We start from the raw sequence: 18,797 nt of genomic DNA, 5'->3' as shown, positions 1-18,797 counted from the left end.
TCGTGCGGGAAGTGGTCGGCGGAGGTCGAATCCACTGGCGTCTCCTTGGCGGCACGGGGAGCGGTTCGCGCCGACTGTACGGGCCACCGCGCCCGAGCGGTCGGCGGCCCGGCGCGGCGGGCCGGGACATCACCCCGGTGACCGATCGTCGAGGGAGCAGGGCAGCTGCGCGTGGTCCTGGGCGTGGCTGTCCACGGGCGCGAGGAGCCGCACGACCGTGTGGCGGAGTTCGGTCATCCGGGTGGCCTGTTCTCTGAGGAGGACCTCCAGTCGGGGGAAGGGGTGGTCGCCGGGCCGCTCCCCCGGCGCGGGGTGCCGCGGTTGGCGTTTGTCCCGCCCGATGCGGGCCTGGGCGCGGTGGAGTTCGGTGAGGACCTCCCGGAAGGCGGTGGTGACGGTGGTCTGCGACACCTGACGGGTGCGCAGGTCGTGGTCGATCCGGTCGAGTCCCCGGCCCGCCCGGGAGAGTGCGTGGATCACCGGGGTGAGACTGAACGAGGAGCGTTCGTGCTCCAGCCGGTGCTCGGTCTCGCGGAAGCGGAAGACGAGCGAGTCCAGGTGCCGCTGTTCCAGGGTGATCCGGTGGAGGGCCCGGTCCAGTGGCTGTGCGCTTCGGGGACCGGCCGTGGCGCCGTGCAGCGGCCGGAGGTTGCGCAGGCCGGCCACCGTGTCCAGGGATGCGTCCATGGTGCGCAGGAGCTCGGCGTGGTGGTCCCGCAGGAGCTGCTCGAGCCGCTCCTCGGGCGGGGTGCTGTCACTCATGGCGGTGTTCCTCCTCGTCACACTGGTCGTCGGCGCCGTGGGGGCGGCCGGTGCCGTGGGGGCTGTGGGTGGTGTGGGTGTCGTCAGCGGCCTCGGGGGGTGCCGTGGCTTCGCGACGGCCGTCCGGGCCGGGGGTGTCGAGGCCGGGAGTGTCGAGGCCGAGGAGCGCGACCAGGCGGGTGCGGGCCCGCCGGTAGTTCTGCCGGACTGCCGCTGGGGTCTTGCCGAGGGTGCGGCTGATCTCTTCGTGCGTGAAGCCGTCCATGGCCCAGGCCATGACGTCCCGCTCGGCGGGCGGCAGCCGGCGCAGCGCGTCGATGACCCTTTGCTGGCTCTCGCCGACCAGCACTTCGGCCACCGGGCACGTGCCTCCCGGCCGGTCGGGTACCGGGTCGCAGGGCGTGATGCGCCGGTCGTTCTGCCGCCAGTAGCAGCGCAGGGCGGTGGTGCGCAGCCAGGCGCGGGGGTGTTCCAGCGTGCGCCAGGTGTCGGGCAGCAGTCTGGTGAAGGCCTCGTGCGCGGCATCGGCGGCCTCGTAAGGGGAAGCGCCCAGGTGCATCAGGAACACCGACACCGCGTTCATCTCGCGCCGGTAGAAGACCTCGAAGTCGTCGCCCGGGTACGGCAGGACGGGGCGGGCCCGCTGCCGGGGCCGCGGGTGGCCGACGGGTGCCGGGGACTCGGTCATGGTCATCACTCCCCGCCCGCGCCGACGACGATCTCGACCTCGCGGTCGGCCGTCCGCTCGGTCAGCCTGCTGCCGGGCGGCAGGGACCGGATCCGCGCGGACAGTCCCTGCTGGTCCGGTTCGGCGCGCCGCACGGCAGCGCGCGCCTTGATCCACCGGTAGCCGAGGCGTAACAGGCACACCAGTGCCGTCCCCACTCCTGCTGCCGCAGCCGTCGTCGTCGTTGCCGGGTCCACTGCCGCTCCTCTTGCCGCGCGGCGCGCCGGGCGCCGCATGTGCCGGTTGTTCTGCCTCTAGAAGCAGCCGGCCGCCCCGAATGTGACATGAGCTCACCCGTTCGGGTGACAGCGGGCTCCATGGGCCCGTTATCCACAGGCCGACACATGATGGAGTCGATCCACTACACTCCGTAATCGAGCGCGGCGTTTCCGTACACGCCGCTCCGACCCTGGGGAGGGGCTGTGCAGATCACCATCTCCGTCCGTCGTGAGGCGCCCGACCGGGCGGACGGATCGGGAGCCGCCGACAGCACGGACGAGCTCCGGGGCTGGCTGGGCACGCAACCCGCGTTGCGCGGACGCGTGCACCGGGCGGCCGACCCGGTGCCCGAGGCAGGGGCGATGGGGCTGGCCGGGGACGCGCTCCTGGCCCTTCTCGCACCAGGGGGTGTCGCGACGGTCCTGGCGGGTGCGTTGATCGCGTGGGTGCAGACGCGCAAGAGCAGCCGGACCGTGGTCATCACCCGGCCCGACGGCACCGAGATCACCTTGACGACCTCTCAGGTCGCCGCGATGGACGGCCCGCAGACCGAGGAGCTGATGCGGCACATCGCCGCAGGGCTCGATCCGGCTCCGGCACCAGCACCAGCACCAGCACCAGCACCGGAGCCGGCGCCGGAGCCCGGCTCCGCCGAGACCACAGAGGGTGGCGGGGAGCGGCGTCGGCCGGCCGGCCCGCCCGCGTCATGAGCGCCCAGGACCAGCCGGCGGCGGCGTCCGGGACCGGTCTCGCCTCGCCGGGAGCGCGCGCCGTGCTGGTGGGCACCGGCGGCCATGCGCCCGGCTCCACTCTGCCGGCGCTTCCCAGCGTGGCCACCACGCTCGACGACCTGGGCCGGGTGCTGCACGAGGTGTGCGGCATGCCGGAGGCCGCCATCCGCCGGGTGCCCTCCGAGGCGGGGGCCGCGATGGTGCTCGCCGCCGTGGAGGAGGCCGTCGCGCAGGCCACCGGCGTGGTGCTGTTCGTGTACGTGGGTCACGGATTGCTGGGTCCGGGGGACGAGCTGTACCTGGCGACGCACGGGTGTCCGGCACCGGACCGGGTCGCCTCGGCCGTTCCCTACCGCACGGTGCGCGATCTCCTCGGCGGGGCGCGGGCCGGCAGCGCCGTCCTCCTCGACTGCTGCTTCTCCGGGCGTGCGACGGTGGCGGCGGGCGCCCGGACCGGCGATCCGTTCGTCTCCGCCGGGCCGCGCGGCAGCTTCCTGCTCGCCTCGGCGTCGTACTTCTCGCTCTCCTTCGCACCCGTGGGCGAACGGCACACGCTGTTCGGCGGCCGGCTGCTGCGTGTGCTGGAGGAAGGGGATCCGACCGGGCCGCCGCTGCTGACCCTGGACGGTCTGCACACCTGTCTGGACCGCGCGGCCGGTGACGACGCCGGCCGCCCGCACCGGCAGAGCGACGGCACCCTGAGCCGGCTCGTCGTCGCCCCCAACCGTGCGTACCGGCCGGGCGCCGTCCCCGGCGGCGAGCCGCCCGCCGACGTGCCCTGCCCGTACCCGGGCATGGGTCCGTTCCGGCCACAGGACAGCGACTGGTTCTTCGGGCGCGAGGAGCCCACCCGACGGCTGCTGCGGCTGGTGCGCGATCCGGCCGGCCGTACGCGTCCGGTGATCCTGGTCGGGGCCTCCGGGGCGGGGAAGTCCTCGCTGCTGCGGGCCGGCCTGCTGGCGCATGCCGCGCACGGGCACACCGACGACCATGAAGGGGAGCCGGCGAAAGAGGGCGGGGGCGAGGAGGGGACATGGCCCGCGCTGCTCCTGCCGGCTCCGGGGCCCCATCCGATGCGCGCCCTCGCCCGACTGTGGTCGCAGGCCACCGGACGGGAGGAGGCGGAGGTCGCGCGCGAGCTCGGCGAGGGGCTCTTCCCGTCCCCGTTGCCCGGGCGGCCCGCGTGCCGACTGCTGGTGATCGACCAGTTCGAGGAGGTGTTCACCCGCTGCGAGGACACCGCCGAGCAGGCCGCGCTGATCCGCCTGCTCTGTGCGCAGGATCTGGAGCGCCGCGCCGGTCAGGCCTCCCGCCCCCGGATCGTCCTGGCCGTGCGCGCCGACCACTACGGCAACTGCCTGGGCCACCCGGGGCTGAGAGCGGCCCTCGACGCCAGGGGGCCGCTGAACCTGCCCCCGCTGAGCCGCGGCGAACTCCGTGCCGTCATCGAGCGTCCCGCCGCGCGCGCGGGCCTGGTCCTCCAGGACGGCCTCGCCGACCGTGTCCTCGAGGACCTCAGCCGGTCCGCCGCCGTCGGCCCCGGGGAGCGGGAACACGGGGAGACCGCCCTGCCGTTCCTGGCCCACGCGCTGCACGAGACCTTCCGCAATCGCTCCGGCGCCGTACTCACCCTGGCCGGCTACGAGGCGACCGGCGGGATCTGGCGCTCGGTCACCACCACGTTCGGGCAGCTGTACGACGGCCTGGACGAGGCCGGCCGGCGCGCGGCGCGGGACCTGCTGCTGCGCATGGTGCACCTGACCGCCGACGGCGAAGCCGTGCCGCGCCCGGTCGTCATGGCCGAGCTGCTGGCGGGACGGGATCCGCGGGACCAGGAGAGGTTCCGGCTGGTCTGCGACCGGCTCGCCGCCGCCCGGCTGGTCATCGTGGACCACGACCGGGTCCGGATCGCGCACGAGGCCCTGCTGCGTGCCTGCTCGCTGCTGCGCTCGTGGATCCTCGAGGCCCGGGCCGAGCTGATCGCGCACCAGCAGCTCGCGGACGCCGCCGCGCAGTGGGAACAACACGGCCGCTCCGCGCACTACCTGTTCACCGGCGCCCGGCTCGCGGCGCTGCGGCCCGCGCCGGAGGGAAGGGCGGAGCCACCGCCGGCCGGCACCACCACCGGTATCGCCTTCACCGCCCTGGAGAGCGACTTCGTCCGCGCCTGCGTCCGTCTGGACCGGCGGATCCGGATGCGACGGGCCTTGATCACCAGCGCCGTCGTGGCGCTGGCCCTGCTCCTCACGGTCGCGGGAACGGTCGCCTTCCAGCAGGGCGCCCGGGCCCGCGAGCGGGCGGCGGAGCTGGCCTCGCAGCGGATCGCGGCGCAGGCCGACGCCCTGCGCGCCGAGGACCCCGCGGCGGCGCTGGACATGAGCCTGGCCGCGTACCGCAGGGCGTCGACGGCCGAGGCCCGGGCGAGTCTGGTGCGCGCGGCGATGACGCCGGTCCCGGTGTCCCTGCCGGGCCACCAGGACAAGGTCGTCTCCCTGGCCTACCGCCCGGACGGCACGGCTCTGGCCAGTGTCTCGCGGGACGACACCCTGCGCCTGTGGGACACCCGTGACCCCTACCGTCCCGTCCCCAGTGCGGTGCTGCGCACCGGGCGGGGCGGGGCCGTCTGGGGTCCGGGCGGCCGGCATCTGGCCGTGGTCACGGCCGAGGGCCTGTCCGTCTGGTCCGTCGAGGACGTGCACGCACCTCGTCTGATCGCCCGTCAGGAGACTGACGTGGGCCGGATCCATCCCCCGGCCGGCAGCCGGGACGGCCGCACGATGGCGGTGCCGGTGGACCGCGGGCGGGTGCTGCTGTGGGACCTGACCGATCCGGCGGCGCCGGCCCTGACCACGCTCCAGGTGTCCGGCCGCGGGCACCACGCCATCACGGCCGCCTTCCATCCCGACGGCCGTACGCTCGCCGTCGCCGTGACCGACGACACCGCCGTCGCCCCGAAAGGGGACTCCCTCCAGCTGTGGGACATCGCGGCCCCGGGTGGTCCGCGGCCGCGCGGCCGTCTCGACGATCAGACGCTGCTGTCGACCGCCTTCCATCCGGACGGAACGCTGCTGGCGGCGGGCAGCATCACCGGAGGCGTGCGGCTGTTCGACACCTCCGACCCGGACCGCTTCAAGGAGGTGACCGGCAGCCTGCCCACCCGGGCCCCCGTGCACCCGCAGCTCGCGTACTCCCCCGACGGCGGCCACCTCGCGGCGTCCTCCGTCGACGGCCGTGCCCGCCTGCTGCGCCAGGACCGCAAACCCGACGCGCTCGGTGCCGGCGTGCCGCTGCCGGGCTCCGGCACGCTGTTGGCCCTGGTCTACCGGCCGGACGGGCGCGGGATCGCCTCGGGCGGCTCCGACGGCACGATTCACCTGTGGCACCCACCCGCGCGTACCCTCCCCGAGCGGATCGGGGTGTCCCGGCGCGGCCCCGCGAACGCATTCGCCGACCACGGGCGGCTGCTGGCGACGGATACGGACACGGCCGGCGCGGTCTGGCGGCTGCCCGAGACCGGCAGACCGCGGAAGGTGGCGACCCTGCCCCCGCCCTGGATCGTGCCCCGCTTCCTCCCGGGCCGGGACGCCCTGCTGACGCAGGACGGGACGCGCACCAGGATCGCGCTGTGGAACCTCGCGGACGGCACACTGCGCGCGGGGGCGGTGTTCACGGTGGGCGGCAGGCCCGCGGTCAGCCGGGACGGCCGGGTGCTCGCGGTCCAGGATCGCGCGAAGGGGCCGCTCGTCCTCTGGGACATCACGGATCTGGAGAGCCCGCGGCGGCTAGCCGAGGTCCCCGCCGGTGAGGACCCGGGGATGACGCCGGCGTTCGTGAGGGCCGACACGCTGGCCCTCATGTCGGAGAAGTCCACCCAGTTGTGGGACGTCTCCGACCCGCTCCGGCCGCGGCGCGGCGCGGAGGTGAGGGGCACCCCGTCGAGCGTCTTCCCCGCCGAGCGGGCCGATGACCAGGCGGTGCTCGTCACCGCGCCCGACAGCACGCGGCGGGACCCGTTCGCACCGCCGCGCTTCGCCGCCCGGCCCCTGCACGGTCCCGGCACCGCTCCCCCGCCCCCGGCCACCCCCACCGCCACGCCCGCGCCCACCTCCGCCGCGGCAGCGGGCGCAGGTGCTGCGGCAGCCGGCGCAGGGGCCACCGGCGCCGCCACCGATATCACCGGTGACCCGCTCCACCTGGCGATGGCGTCCCGGAGGGTGCTGGCCACACTGTCGGAATCCGGGGAGCCGGCCCTGTGGGCTCTGGGTGGCCGACCGGGCAAGGCGCCGCTCCAGGGCTCCCTGAGCAAACTCGACGGGCTCACCGGGCATGGCAGGGCGGGGCTGATCGCCGCGTGGGACAACGAAGCCGGCGGCCGCGACCTCGCGGTATGGCGGATCACCGACACGCCACCCCACGGTCCGGTCGACAGCCGACTCGTCTACCACGTCTCCGCTCTCACCGACGGCATCCTCGGCTTCTCGGTCGCCCAGTTCGACCCGACGGGCACCACGCTCGCGCTGTACACGGGTACGGATCTCCTCGAAGGCCTCGGTGCCCGCACGGCTTTCCTGCCCATCGACCCCGGCCGGCTCGCCCGGTCGTTGTGCGCCACCCGGTCCGGTCCCGTATCGCGAGTCACCTGGCGCACCGCCTTCCCCGACCTTCCGTACACGGACCCCTGCCCATGACCACCCGTCGTGCGGGCCTCATCGTCGTTGCTCTTCGCCGTTGCTCTTCGCCGTTCCTCTTAGCGCCCCGGGCCGGAACTCTGTGGAGGTGGCCCGCCGGGGTAGGGGAAGATACCGATTCCGGTCGGTGTGCGGCGGCCCCTGTGAAGCAGCGGTTTCATTTTAAGTTGACTCAGTGGCACGGCGGCAGCAAGTATGGAGCCGTACGCACCGGTCACGGCCCCTGTTTGGGTCTGAGTACCGGCCCGTATCCCGAGGCGCGATTCACTTCATGCGAAAGCATGCGGTGACCCGTCCCCAGGGGACGGTGTACGTCGGCGGGGAGGGTGGCACGGGGGTCCGTCCTCCCCGCCGACGCGCGTTCGCCGGGCCTGCGGGACAATCGCCTTGTGACCGGGGCGAATCGGGAAGAGGCGAAAGGTGCGCGAGCCGTGAGCGAGACCGAAGGACAGCGGCTTGCCGACCGACTGGAGTACCTCTTCACGCACGTGCAGCCACTCGGGCGGCGTCACACCCTCCAGGAAGTGGTGGACGGCATCAAGTCCGTCGAGGAGCCCGGCGGTACCTCCCTGTCCGTGGGCCGCCTGTCCATGCTGATGAACGGCAAGGCCCCGAACCCGACGCTCGGGACGCTGCGGGCACTGGCCGACTTCTTCGGGGTGCCCGTCGGTTACTTCGTCGACGATGCCGTAGCCGACCAGACGATGGCTCAACTCGCCCTGATCTCCGCGATGCGCTGCAATGACGTCCGGGCCGTCGCCCTGCGGGCCGCCGCCGTCGCCACGCTCTCCGCCCAAGGCCTGGACGTCGTCCGCGGGCTGGTGGAGAAGATCGGCCGGGCGCCCCGCGGGCCGGGTGGAACCGGGGAGTCACACGGTTAGAATGCCCCGGTCGATCGCCGGTGCAGGGAGGCAGGGTTCGCGATGGATGACGCATCCTGGGCGGAGTTCAGCGCCCGGTGCTCGGCCATCCTCGACGGTCTGCCGCTCTCCCCGGCCCGGCCGCTGACCATCGACACCCTGCGCGAGGCGATCGAGCAACAGCGCGGCAGGCCGATGGTGCTCTCCCCGCTCCCCCCGCAGGCGGGGACGACCGCCGGGGTGTGCGGGCTGTGGATCGGCCTCGGCAGCGCCGACCACATCTTCTACGAGTCGTCGACGAGCCCGCTGCATCAGAAGCACATCATCCTGCACGAGATCGCGCACCTGCTCCTGGACCACGGCACCGTGGCCGGCGGCCAGGGCGGCGGCTCCTGGAGTGCGGGAGTGGCCGGCCTCTTCCCCGGGCTCGACCCGGCGATGGTGCGCAGGCTGCTCGCCCGCGGCCGTACCGACTACACCGAGCTGCAGGAGCGCCAGGCCGAACTCATGGCCACCCTGATCCACCAGCGGGCGGCGGCACGGCCGCACCGGTGCGGCGGGGACCGCCCGGCCGGGCACGTGGGACACGTCCTCGAACGGCTCGCCCACGCCTTCGGCGCCGGGGCGGGGGCGGGGGCGGGGGCGGGGGCGGGAAACGGTGCCGGAAACAGGAACGGGAACGGAGCCCGCAAGGGCTGAAGCCGTCCCCCGCCGGCAACGCGCACCGGCCGGAGCCGACGGACCGTCGGCTCCGGCCGGTGCGTGAGCGGTCCCGGGCCCCCTGGACACGCGCGCAGGTGGCAGGAGTCCCGGGCCGCGGCGCGGCGCGAGGGTCAGCTGTTCGCGGAGAGGTTGCCCGACAGCACCGGGATGTTGTCCAGGATGTGCGAGAGGGACTCGTCGCCCTTGGCCTGGGTGGAGTTCTCGACGCACTGCTGGTTCATCGGGTTGGACAGGACGTTGACGTCCTGGACACCGACGTTGGCGATGAGCGCGAGCAGCGACTGCGCGTTGACCTTCACCGGCAGACCGATGCACGGCTTGTTGGCGGAGCCCTGGATCAGGCTGGCCTGGGGGCTCATGGCGCCGGCGGTCTTCTGGTTGCCGTAGATCTGCTGCGCGCCGTTGCCGTTGACGGTGTTGACCCCGTTGTCGTTGCCGATGGCCATCGCCGGCGCGGCCATAGCGGCCCCGGCGCCCACCACAGCGGCAGTGGCAGCAGCGGTCGCCATGATCTTCTTGAGCATCGTTGATCCTTTTAGTCGCCTGAGAACCCCGAATGGGCTCCCTGACCAACTGCCCGGCCCCCGCCCGGTTCCGCCGGTTCACTCCAACAGCCCTGTGGAGCAGCCCGTGAGGGTGGCGGTCAGGGCGCCCGACGGACGGCCGCGTGGACGAGCACCGCCAGCACCTCGGCCGTGATCGCGCTCTCGTTCCGCTCGAACTCGGGCCCGGTCAGCTGCTGCTGATCCGCGGGCAGGCCGGTCAGCACCGGGGTGTGCAGATGACCGCCGGGCAGGTGCGGGGCGAGTTCGCCCCGGAGCAGGTTGGACCGGTACGCCACTTCGTTCGACAGGTATCCGCCGCCCCCGCCCGCCACGGCCCGCGCACCCGGGGTCGGGCCGTCCGCCCGGTCCACCGGAGCGGTGGCGCCTGCGGGGATCTCGGTGACGGCGGTGTTCAGGAGCACCGGGTACGGCGTCTGCACGGCGGCGGTCACGGCGTCGGCCGGGAGCGTCGTACGGATGAACTCGGGCCCCGGGGCCAGGCCCGGCGCGGTCACGGGACGTTCACGCGTACCCCCCGACAGGGCGCCGGTGTTGTCGGGGTAGGGGTCGGCCGAACGGGACCGGCCCGCCCACGCCTCCAGGGTGAACCTGCCCGGGTAGCCCTGGCTGACGGTGGTGATGACGTCCGCCGCGCCCCGGCCCCGGCTCTGGTCCTGGCCATGCCCCTGCATGCGGGGCGCGAAGGCGCGTTCCACGATGCCGGCGTCGAAGTCCCCGTAGCGGACCGGCAGGACGACCGCCCGGATCTCGGCGCGGCTGCCGTCGGCGAGGGTGACCCGGCGGCCGTTGAGCTGGAGGGCGGCGGATCCTGAGGGGTTGGCCCGGCGCAGCTCGGCGTCCAGCCCGAAGGGGTCGAAGCCGCTGATGAACACGCGCCGTACGTCCGGCCGGGTGCCGAAGTCGTTGTCCACCAGCCCCCGGGAGGCGTCCTCGAAGCGGGCGCGCAGGGCCTGCCGGTCGACGCCGAACCGGGGCTCCCAGCGGGCGAGTTGCGTGGTCATCGCGAGCCGGGCCCAGTACAGCGGCCGGTCGTCCCCGGCCGGGAGGTCGCCCCCGGGCCGCTGCCCCTGGGCCCGGCGGACGGCGGCCGACCACAGCGACTCGCCCCAGTCGGTGACGAGGTGCGCCGCCTCGGCCGCGTCGCGGGCGCCGCACAGCGCGGCCGGGAAGCGGCGTACGAAGTCACCGAACCCGCCCCGTTCGGTCAGGGCGGCGGTGCGGGGGTCCGCCAGGCGCGCCTGCTCCGCGTCCAGCGGTACGGAGGGCCGGGTGCGGCAGCCGGCGCCGGCCGCGCCGGCACCGGCGCCCGCACCGGAACCGGCGTGGGCCGGGGACGTCGCGACGAGAGGGAGGACCAGGGCGAGGAGGGCCGCGGCGGATGCCGCGCGCCGTAAGATCATCATGGGATGTGACGTTACATAGCGTCGCGAGTCCCCACCAGAACGCGTTCAGGCCTTCCGCCGGGCCGACAGCGGCGGGCGCGAGCGGCCGCGTGAACGGGAGCGGGCGCGGGCCGGTGAGGCGTCGGACGGCGCCGTGCGGGGTGCGGGGTGCGGGCCTACGCTGGTTCCGGAGTCTTGTCACGAGGCGACGGGAGGCCCCGCCATGAGGGGTACGCAGCGTCGGTGGCGCAGGGCAGCGGTGGCGGCCGCGGCCTGCGGCCTCCTTGCCGTACCGGTGTCGGCGGGCGCGGCCTACGGGGACGGCGGCGCGACCGGCACGGGCCCGAACGGCACCACGGGCCCTGTCGCGACGGCGACACCGTCCACCGGGACCGACTTCCCGCGGCTCACGCCCGCCATCGCCCGGCAGCTGGACGACGCCATCCGCAAGGTGATGGGCGAGGCGAACGTGCCCGGTGTGACGGTCGGGATCTGGATACCGGGCAAGGGCACCTACGTACGCAGCTTCGGCGTCGCCGACAAGGCGACGGGGCAGCCGATGACCGACAATCTGAACATCCGCATCGGCAGCGAGACCAAGACCTTCACCGTCACCGCCCTGCTCGAACTGGTCGACCAGCACAAGGTGGGACTGGACGACCCGATCGGCAAGTACGTCAGCGGGGTCCCCAACGGCGACGAGATCACGCTGCGCCAGCTGGCGGGCATGCGCAGCGGGCTGTTCAACTACTCGATGGACGAGGGCTTCTTCAAGGCACTGACGTCGGATCCGCGGCGCCCGTTCACCCCGCAGGAGCTGCTGGGCTACTCCTTCAAGCACCCCGTGCTGTTCGCGCCGGGTGAGAAGTTCAACTACAGCAACACCAACCTCATCCTGCTCGGCCTCGTGATCGAGAAGGTCACCGGCCGGCCCCTCCACGAGGTCATCGGGAAGGACGTCGTCCAGCGCGCCGGGCTGTCGCACACCCTCTTCCCGACCGGTGCGGAGTTCCCCGAGCCGCACGCACAGGGCTACACGAACCAGACCGCCACGGGGAAGGTCGAGAACTCCACGGACTGGAACCCGTCCTGGGGCTGGGCGGCCGGCGCCATGATCTCCGACCTGGAGGACCTGCGCAGCTGGGCCCGCACCCTGGCCACCGGCACCCTGCTGACCCCGCAGACGCAGGCCGAGCGCCTGAAGACCCCGCCGACCGGCATCGCCGGCGCCGGCTACGGGCTCGGTATCTTCAACGTCCAGGGCTGGATCGGGCACAACGGTTCGCTGCCCGGATACGAGACGCTGACGCTCTACTACCCGTCGGCGCGGGCCACGTTGGTCGTGCTCCTGAACACGGACATCCTGCACGACGGGGTCGAGCCGAGCACCCTCTTCGGACAGGCCGTCACGCAGATCGTGAGCCCGAATCACGTGTACAACCTGCCGTCGCCGACCCCGACACCCAAGTCCTGACCGCCGGGGCGGGACCGGCCTGCCCGGTGCCGGGCGCGGACCCCGGCCCGGCACCGTGGCGGTGCAGGACGATCAGCAGCCGCCACACGTCCCGTGCCACGGCGCCCGGCTCGGCCGGGGTGCCCGGCGCACCCGACGTACCCGGCGTGTCCGGCGTGTCCGGCGTGCCGCCGATCAGGCCGTGGCTCCAGTCCGCCAGTACGCCGGTGAAGGTGGCCGCGACGGCGGAGGCGATCAGGTCGGGGGCGGACCCGCCGGCGGCGGTGCGTTCGGCCAGGCTCCGTGCGCGCAGTTCCCGGTGCAGGGTGTCGCCGAGCGGCCCGCCGCCACCGGGGTGCAGCAGGGTCCGGTACAGGTCGGCGTGGGTGGCCGCGCCCTCGAAGAAGGCGGTCAGGGCGGGCGGCGGGGCGGCCGGATCGGGGATGCCGCGCCAGGCGTGCAGGGCGTCCACCGCCTCGCGCACGATGCCGGCGCACGTGTCCACGGCCAGGTCCTGGACGTCGGTGTAGTGCAGGTAGAACGTGGCCCGCGCGACGCCCGCCCGGCGCACCAGCATGCTGACGGTGATCTCCCGCAGCGGCCGCTGCGCGCACTCGGCCAGCAGCGCCTCGTGCAGCCGGGCCCGGGTCCGCAGGGTCCGGGGGTCGCCGGGCGGGCGGGGGCTCACCCGGTCACCAGGACGGCTGCCAGGGCGAGCGCGGCGGGCAGCGCCTGGGCCGGCAGGATCCGGCGGTTGGCCGTGAGGCCGCCGTACACACCGGCCACCACGACGCAGACCAGGAAGAAGACCTGCACGCGGTACCCGGTGGGATCGGCAGCTATCAGACCCCAGACCAGGCCGGCGGCGAGGAAGCCGTTGTAGAGCCCCTGGTTGGCGGCCAGCGGGGCGGTCGCGCGGGCCAGGTCGGCGTCGAACCCGGACAGGGCGCGCCCCGGGGCCCGCTCCCACAGGAACATCTCCAGGACCAGGAAATAGCAGTGCAGCAGCGCCACCAGGGCGACGAGCACGATCGCGACGATCTCCATGTGCACTCTCCGATTTTTTGGACGGGTGTACAGAATACATGGACAGCTGTCCAGAAACTCCCCCCACGCATTGACGGGTCCCGGACAAGATTGGTTGAGTGGCTGAGCCACTGAGCCACTGAGCCATCGGTCACCTGAGAGGGATCCTGTGGAGACGCTGCCCCGCGAGACCATCGTCGACGTCCTGGAGGGCCGGCTGCGCGAGGACATCCTCGCGGGCCGCCACCCCGCCGGGACCCTGCTGCCGCCCGAGCGGGAGCTCGCCGACGGCTACGGCGTCACCCGCACCACCCTCAAGCACGCCTTCGGTCGGCTGGTCCAGGCCGGTCTGCTGGAGACCCGGCACGGGGTCGGCACCCGGGTGCGGGACTTCGCGCGGCTCGGGGGCGCCGATCTGCTGCCCATGCTGGTGCGGCACAGCCCCGACTGGATCGGCGAGATCTTCGAAGTACGGCGCAGCATCGGCGCGTTGATCGCGGAGCGGGCCGCCGCCCGGGCCACGGCGAAGGACCGGACCGCGCTCGCCGAACTCCTCGCCCGCGTACGGGAGTCGGAGGGCGGGGACGCCGTACAGCTCGCCGATGCCGAGGTGCACCGCGCCCTGGCCCGCGCCACCGGCAACCGGGTCTACGTCCTGCTGACCAACACCCTCTTCAACGCCTACCTGCCCGTACGCGCCGCGCTCGTGGGACCGTTCGCCGACCCGGAGGCCGCCCACGCCCGGCTCGCCCCGGTCGTCGAGGCCGTCCGCGCGGGCGACCGGGCCGCCGCGCACGCCGCCGCCGACGCCTATCTGACCGCCACCGAATGGATCATGCGGGAGGGGCTCGCGTGAGCGCGCGCGGTACGCGGTTCCGGGAGACCATGCTCGGCACGCTCCACCTCGACGGCGAGGACCGGGCCCGCCCCCTGCGCCTGGACCTGCGCGCGGCCGCCGACCGCCCGCTGCGCCCGGCCGGCTCCACCGAGGCCACGCTGACGGGCCGGGTGCGCGTACGGGGGTGGGCCGACGACCCGCACGCCGCGGGCACGTTGGAGATCTCACCGCTGGCCCGGCGCCGGATCCGCTACCGGCTCGCCTTCACGGCCGCGGGACGGCCCGTGGCCCTCGACGGCTGGAAGTCGGTCGACCCGCTGCGGCCACTGCGCTCGATGACCGTCCTGCCCTTCACCCTGTACGGCGGGGACGCCGCCCCGGTCGGCTCCGGCACCCTCCGATTCCCCCTCACCACCCAGCTCCTGCCGTTCCTGGCGAGCTTCCGCTTCCCCCGGCACGGAGAGCGGGGCCGGGGCCCGGTCCGGGACCCGCGGGCGGAGGACACCACCGGCGCCCTCGCGCCGCGCTGGGCGGGCGAGCCGGGCCGTACCGAGGTCTGGTACACGACCGCCACCGACCCCGCCACCGGCAGCGGGATCTGGCTCCACCACGAGCTGGTCTCCCCCGCCGACGGGGCCGCACCCTTCGCGCACGGCTGGGTGGCCCACTTCCCCGCCGACGGCCCGGTCACCCACGCCCGGTTCGGTCCCGGGCCCTGGCGGCCCGGTCCCGACGCCGACGGCTTCGCCGCCGGGGACGTGACCGTCCGGCCCGGCCGGCTGACCGGGGCCGCGGCCGGGTTCTCCTGGGACCTGGCCGAACGCGCCGAGGACGGCCCGCTGTTCACGTTCCCGCGCTGGGCCTGGCGGCACCCGCTGCTGCCCGCGGCGCAGATGCTGCCGGCCGCCCGCGCACGCTACGACGGCACGCTCCACCACCCGGGCGGCACCCTGGAGCTGAGCGCGGCGCCCGGCGCCTCCGCCCGGATCTACGGGCACGGCAACGCCCGCCGCTGGGGGTGGCTGCACGCGGACCTCGGCGGCGGTGACGTCCTGGAGGTGGTCGCCGCCGTCTCCACCCGGCCCGGGCTGCGGGCGCTGCCGCCCCTGGTCTTCCTGCGGCTGCGCCACCGGGGCCGGACCTGGCCGCACCGGGCCGAGCGCGCCGCCGTCGGCTGGGCGGGGGCGGGCCGCTTCCGCGCCGAACTGGGCGTGCCCGTCTGGACGGTGACCGGCCGCGCCGGCCTGCGGCGGATCCGGGTCCGGATCACCCTGCCCGCCGAGCGCACCCTCGCGCTCGACTACGCCGACCCCGACGGCTCCCCCGCGGTGTGCCGCAACAGCGAACGGGCGGACGCGGTCGTGGAGTACGAGCGATGGTGGGGCCGCTGGCGGCCGGAGGCGAGCTGGACCCTGCACGGCACGGCGCACGCGGAGGTGGGCAACCGATGACCACCTCCCTCGCGCCGCTGGTCGCCGCCCTGCTGGCCGACCCCGGTGACCCCGGTGATGCCGGCGGCCACGGCCGGCCCGGCGGCCCCCGTGATCCGGACGACGCGCGGTGGCCGGCGCGCGTACCAGCCCGGCTGGACGCCGTCCTGCGCACGCTGCCGACGCCCGCGCGGGCCGGCGTACGGGCCGCGGCCCTGGCCGTGGACGGGTACGCGCTCGCCCGGACCGGCCGGCCGCTCGCGGGGCTGGCGCCCGCGGAGCGGGAGGACGTGATGACGGCCTTCGGTGCCCGGCCGCGGCTGGCGCCGCTGCTGGACCTGCTGAAGGTCCCGGTCCTGCTGGCCGCGGGTACCGAGCGGATGCTGGACCGGCCGGGGGCCGTACGGGCGCCGCTCGCGCCGCCCGATCCCCCGCTGGACTGCGTCCCCGCCACCGAGTGGCCCACCCGCAGCCGCGCCGACGCGATCGTGATCGGCTCCGGCGCGGGCGGCGCCGTCGCGGCGCGCACCCTGGCCCGGGCCGGCCTGCGCGTGGTGGTGCTGGAGGAGGGCCACCACCACACCACGGCCTCCTTCGGCCGTCACACCCCCCTGGACCGGTTCGGCGCGCTCTACCGGGGCGGCGGCGGCACCGTCGCACTGGGCCGGCCGCCGCTGCTGCTGCCCACGGGGCGGGCCGTCGGCGGGACCACCGTCGTCAACTCCGGTACCTGCTACCGGACTCCGGACCATGTGCTGGAGCGCTGGCGCGCCACGTACGGCTGTGCGTTCACCGACGGCTTCGCGGAGCACCTGGACGAGGTGGAGCGCACCCTGCGGGTGGCCACCCAGCCGCTGGACGTGCTCGGCAACAACGGGCTGCTGGCCCTGGCCGGGGCCCGGGAACTGGGCTGGCGGGCCGCGCCGCTGCGCCGCAACGCGCCGGGCTGCAAGGGTTCCTGCCAGTGCGTGGTGGGCTGTCCGACCGGGGCCAAGCAGAGCGTGCAGCTGTCGGTGCTCCCCGACGCGTGCGCTGCGGGCGCCCGGATCGTGACCGGCGCCCGGGTCTCGCGCATCCTGGTGGACCCGGACCGGCCGGGCGGTGCGGCGGCCGCCGGGGTTCGGGTGCGCCGGGCGGACAGCAGCGAGCTGGAGGTCCTCGGCCCGCTGGTCGTGGTCGCGGCCGGGGCCCTGCAGTCGCCGTCGCTGCTGCGGCGCTCGGGGCTGGGCGGCCATCCGCGGCTGGGGCGCAACCTCAGCGTGCATCCGGCGACCAGCGTGGCCGGGCGGTTCACGCGGGAGGTGACGGCCTGGGAGGGCGTGCTGCAGAGCGTCGGGGTGGAGGAGCTGCACGACCGGGGGATCCTGCTGGAGGCCACCGCCACGCCGCCGGGCATGGGCAGTTTCGTCCTGCCGGGCCTGGGCCGGGAGCTGCGGGCCGAACTGGAGGGGGCCGGGCACCTGGCCACGCTGGGGGCGATGATCGCCGACCGGCCCTCGGGCCGGGTGCTGGGACGCGGGCGCACGCTGATCCGCTACGACCTCGACGACCGGGACGCCGGGCGGCTGCTGGGCGCCGTACGGGCGATGGGGCGGGTGCTGTTCGCCGCGGGTGCGCAGGAGGTGCTGACCGGCATCGCGCGGGCGCCGCGCGCCCGTTCCCCGCGCGAGCTGGACGACGTACTGGGCCGGACGACCGCGCGCGACCTGCACCTGTCGGCGTACCACCCGACGGGCACGGTGGCGGGCGGCGCGGATCCGCGGCGGTTCCCGGCCGACGAGCGGGGGTGGCTGCGCGGGGTGCGGGGGGTGCTGGTGGCGGACGGGTCGCTGCTGCCCGGCTGTCCGGAGGTGAACCCGCAGCTGAGCATCATGGCGGCGGCCCTGGCCGTCACGACGGACGCGGCGTCGCGCTGACGGTACCGACGGGGTGGGACGTCACGGAGGTCGGTGAGGCCGGCGAGGTCAGGGCGTCGGGGTTGCGGCGCAGGGCGAGCAGGGCGGCGATGTAGGCGAGGTCGAACACACTGCACAGGATGCCGAGTCCCAGGATGAAGCCGGACCCCTCCATGACGCCGAACAGCAGCGTGGGGGCGAGGGTGCCGAGCCATTTGGCGACGGCGATGGTCAGGCTCTGGCCGCGCGGCCCGCGGCGGGCCAGCAGCATGGCGATGAACAGCCCGGACATGAGGAGGTTCTGCAGGAAGGCGGAGTAGCGCACGGCGTCGTGTCCGCCGAAGTGGGCCAGGAAGAGCAGCTGGACGGCGTACGCGGAGCCGAACAGCACCGCGCTGCCGACCGCGAACCGGGCCCGGGTGACGAACGCGGGGAACTCCGCGCGGCCGTGCCGCAGGAAGGTGTGGATGATGACGACGTCGGCCAGCGCCCAGACCACGTTGACGGCTCCCTGCGCGGAGAGTCCCTGGCTCAGCTCGCGGACGGAGTAGATCGACTCCCAGGCGAAGTTGAGCGCGAGCGCGGCGACCGGCATCGCGTAGGTCCGCTGCGCGAGGCCGACGCGGATCGCCTCGACGTACACGATCGTCCAGGCCAGCCCGCTCACGACGGTGAGGAACAGCTCCACGCGCACCCTCCCGGGGTCGACGGGGACGGCGCCGCCCGGGTCGGGCGGCCGCGGTCCACCGGGTTCACCCATCATCCACGGGCCGGGGCAGGAGCGGGAGAGGTGAGCCGCCGCGCCGGCACGCGCGCGAGGCGCGACGCGGCGTCCTCGCCGAACCCGAGGTCGAGGGAGGGTGCGCGCAGTGGTCGGGGGCCCGGAAGGCGCATGCGGGAAGGAAGAGCTGGGTGGCGGGGCCGACGAGGACCGCGTACAGGACGGTGCCGATCCCCACGGTGCCGCCGAGGGCCCAGCCGGCGGCGAGGACCGAGATCTCCAGCCCGGTACGGATCAGCCTCAGGGACCCGCCCGTCAGCGCGGCCGCCCCCGTCATCAGGCCGTCGCGGGCCCCGGTCCCAGGCGGGCCCCGACGTGGACGGCGATGGACAGTCCGTTCAGCGCAACGCCGGCCGTCAGCAGGCCGATGCGTGCCGGCAGCCCCAGGTCCTCGGGGATCAAGGCCAGGCCGAGGCCGGAGGCGCACGCGAGGACGACGATGTCGGCGAAGGTGCCGAGCGTGGGACGTTGCCCGAGCGGCCACCTCGCGAGCAGCACGATCACGCCGGCCACCGCGCTGATCGTGCCGAAGCTCGGCGAGGTCGATCAGGAAGGTGCCGTCCCTGCCGATGAGGCCGTGGGCGAGGGCGAGCCGGTGCCCTTGTGCGTTGATGCCGGCGGGGTCGGGACCGGGGTCGGCGTCCACGCCGGCTGCCGGGTCCGTGGCGGACGCCGGGTCCGTCGCGGACGCCGGGTCCGTCGCGGACGCCGGGTCC

At 74.7% G+C, this 18,797-nt stretch carries 17 protein-coding genes and 1 pseudogene; 8 read left to right on the top strand and 10 right to left on the bottom strand.

Annotated elements, in window-relative coordinates; translation table 11 throughout:
• Positions 1–129: 129 nt before the first annotated feature.
• The 3 genes from ACIPXB_RS09535 to ACIPXB_RS09525 are packed head-to-tail and all read right to left on the bottom strand — an operon-like array spanning position 130 to position 1,686.
• The gene (locus ACIPXB_RS09535) at positions 130–762 is read right to left on the bottom strand and encodes a hypothetical protein (protein WP_401446769.1); all 633 of its coding nucleotides are present in this window, start codon (positions 760–762) and stop codon (positions 130–132) included.
• Positions 755–1,450: an RNA polymerase sigma factor gene (locus ACIPXB_RS09530; protein ID WP_401446766.1), complete on the bottom strand. Its 696-nt coding sequence runs from the start codon at positions 1,448–1,450 to the stop codon at positions 755–757. Before ACIPXB_RS09530 ends, ACIPXB_RS09535 begins: the two co-directional genes overlap by 8 nt.
• Before the next feature lie 5 nt (positions 1,451–1,455).
• The gene (locus ACIPXB_RS09525) at positions 1,456–1,686 is read right to left on the bottom strand and encodes a hypothetical protein (RefSeq protein WP_401446763.1); all 231 of its coding nucleotides are present in this window, start codon (positions 1,684–1,686) and stop codon (positions 1,456–1,458) included.
• 225 nt (positions 1,687–1,911) lie between these two features.
• Between ACIPXB_RS09525 and ACIPXB_RS09520 the strand changes: the two genes are divergently transcribed.
• The 4 genes from ACIPXB_RS09520 to ACIPXB_RS09505 all read left to right on the top strand — a co-directional run bounded on the left by ACIPXB_RS09520 (position 1,912) and on the right by ACIPXB_RS09505 (position 8,686).
• Positions 1,912–2,418 (top strand): hypothetical protein, encoded by a 507-nt coding sequence (locus ACIPXB_RS09520; RefSeq protein ID WP_401446761.1) that lies wholly within the window; start codon positions 1,912–1,914, stop codon positions 2,416–2,418.
• Positions 2,415–7,127 carry a hypothetical protein gene (locus ACIPXB_RS09515; RefSeq protein ID WP_401446758.1) on the top strand — a complete coding sequence of 1,571 codons (4,713 nt, stop codon included), beginning with the start codon at positions 2,415–2,417 and terminating at the stop codon, positions 7,125–7,127. The genes ACIPXB_RS09520 and ACIPXB_RS09515 overlap by 4 nt, the downstream gene beginning before the upstream one ends.
• 431 nt (positions 7,128–7,558) lie before the next feature.
• Positions 7,559–8,008 carry a helix-turn-helix domain-containing protein gene (locus tag ACIPXB_RS09510; protein ID WP_401446756.1) on the top strand — a complete coding sequence of 150 codons (450 nt, stop codon included), beginning with the start codon at positions 7,559–7,561 and terminating at the stop codon, positions 8,006–8,008.
• 42 nt (positions 8,009–8,050) lie between these two features.
• On the top strand, positions 8,051–8,686 hold the full coding sequence (locus ACIPXB_RS09505) for a hypothetical protein (protein ID WP_401446754.1): 636 nt from the start codon (positions 8,051–8,053) through the stop codon (positions 8,684–8,686).
• A gap of 134 nt (positions 8,687–8,820) precedes the next feature.
• On the opposite strand, the gene ACIPXB_RS09500 is transcribed toward ACIPXB_RS09505, so the two are convergent.
• Positions 8,821–9,234: a rodlin gene (locus ACIPXB_RS09500; RefSeq protein ID WP_401446752.1), complete on the bottom strand. Its 414-nt coding sequence runs from the start codon at positions 9,232–9,234 to the stop codon at positions 8,821–8,823.
• 119 nt (positions 9,235–9,353) lie between these two features.
• On the bottom strand, positions 9,354–10,679 hold the full coding sequence (locus tag ACIPXB_RS09495) for a pyroglutamyl peptidase (protein ID WP_401446751.1): 1,326 nt from the start codon (positions 10,677–10,679) through the stop codon (positions 9,354–9,356).
• A 202-nt stretch (positions 10,680–10,881) separates the two neighbouring features.
• Between ACIPXB_RS09495 and ACIPXB_RS09490 the strand changes: the two genes are divergently transcribed.
• Entirely contained in the window at positions 10,882–12,132 is a 1,251-nt protein-coding gene (locus tag ACIPXB_RS09490; protein WP_401446748.1) for a serine hydrolase domain-containing protein, read from the top strand.
• 58 nt (positions 12,133–12,190) lie between these two features.
• On the opposite strand, the pseudogene ACIPXB_RS09485 reads toward ACIPXB_RS09490, so the two are convergent.
• Positions 12,191–12,799: pseudogene (locus tag ACIPXB_RS09485) on the bottom strand (TetR/AcrR family transcriptional regulator); the annotation flags it as partial.
• Entirely contained in the window at positions 12,796–13,158 is a 363-nt protein-coding gene (locus ACIPXB_RS09480) for a DUF1304 domain-containing protein (RefSeq protein ID WP_401446746.1), read from the bottom strand. The gene ACIPXB_RS09480 and the pseudogene ACIPXB_RS09485, both read right to left, overlap by 4 nt.
• Before the next feature lie 148 nt (positions 13,159–13,306).
• Between ACIPXB_RS09480 and ACIPXB_RS09475 the strand changes: the two genes are divergently transcribed.
• Genes ACIPXB_RS09475 through ACIPXB_RS09465 form a run of 3 tightly spaced genes read left to right on the top strand, consistent with a single transcriptional unit; the run spans position 13,307 to position 17,321 of the window.
• Positions 13,307–13,993 carry a FadR/GntR family transcriptional regulator gene (locus tag ACIPXB_RS09475; RefSeq protein ID WP_401446744.1) on the top strand — a complete coding sequence of 229 codons (687 nt, stop codon included), beginning with the start codon at positions 13,307–13,309 and terminating at the stop codon, positions 13,991–13,993.
• Positions 13,990–15,426 carry a hypothetical protein gene (locus ACIPXB_RS09470; RefSeq protein WP_401446741.1) on the top strand — a complete coding sequence of 479 codons (1,437 nt, stop codon included), beginning with the start codon at positions 13,990–13,992 and terminating at the stop codon, positions 15,424–15,426. The genes ACIPXB_RS09475 and ACIPXB_RS09470 overlap by 4 nt, the downstream gene beginning before the upstream one ends.
• Positions 15,423–17,321 (top strand): GMC family oxidoreductase N-terminal domain-containing protein, encoded by a 1,899-nt coding sequence (locus ACIPXB_RS09465; RefSeq protein WP_401446738.1) that lies wholly within the window; start codon positions 15,423–15,425, stop codon positions 17,319–17,321. The genes ACIPXB_RS09470 and ACIPXB_RS09465 overlap by 4 nt, the downstream gene beginning before the upstream one ends.
• Here the strand turns inward: ACIPXB_RS09465 and ACIPXB_RS09460 are convergent.
• The 3 genes from ACIPXB_RS09460 to ACIPXB_RS09450 form a co-directional block, all read right to left on the bottom strand.
• The gene (locus tag ACIPXB_RS09460) at positions 17,296–17,988 is read right to left on the bottom strand and encodes a hypothetical protein (protein ID WP_401446735.1); all 693 of its coding nucleotides are present in this window, start codon (positions 17,986–17,988) and stop codon (positions 17,296–17,298) included. The two genes, ACIPXB_RS09465 and ACIPXB_RS09460, sit on opposite strands and share 26 nt — an antisense overlap.
• Before the next feature lie 64 nt (positions 17,989–18,052).
• On the bottom strand, positions 18,053–18,358 hold the full coding sequence (locus ACIPXB_RS09455) for a hypothetical protein (RefSeq protein ID WP_401446732.1): 306 nt from the start codon (positions 18,356–18,358) through the stop codon (positions 18,053–18,055).
• Positions 18,358–18,594, bottom strand: a complete 237-nt coding sequence (locus tag ACIPXB_RS09450; protein WP_401446729.1) for a hypothetical protein — start codon at positions 18,592–18,594, stop codon at positions 18,358–18,360. The genes ACIPXB_RS09455 and ACIPXB_RS09450 overlap by 1 nt, the downstream gene beginning before the upstream one ends.
• Between the last annotated feature and the right edge of the window lie 203 nt (positions 18,595–18,797).

The organism is Streptomyces sp. NPDC090022, assembly GCF_044748145.1.
Classification (GTDB): domain Bacteria; phylum Actinomycetota; class Actinomycetes; order Streptomycetales; family Streptomycetaceae; genus Streptomyces.
This window is presented reverse-complemented; position numbering and strand designations above follow the sequence as displayed.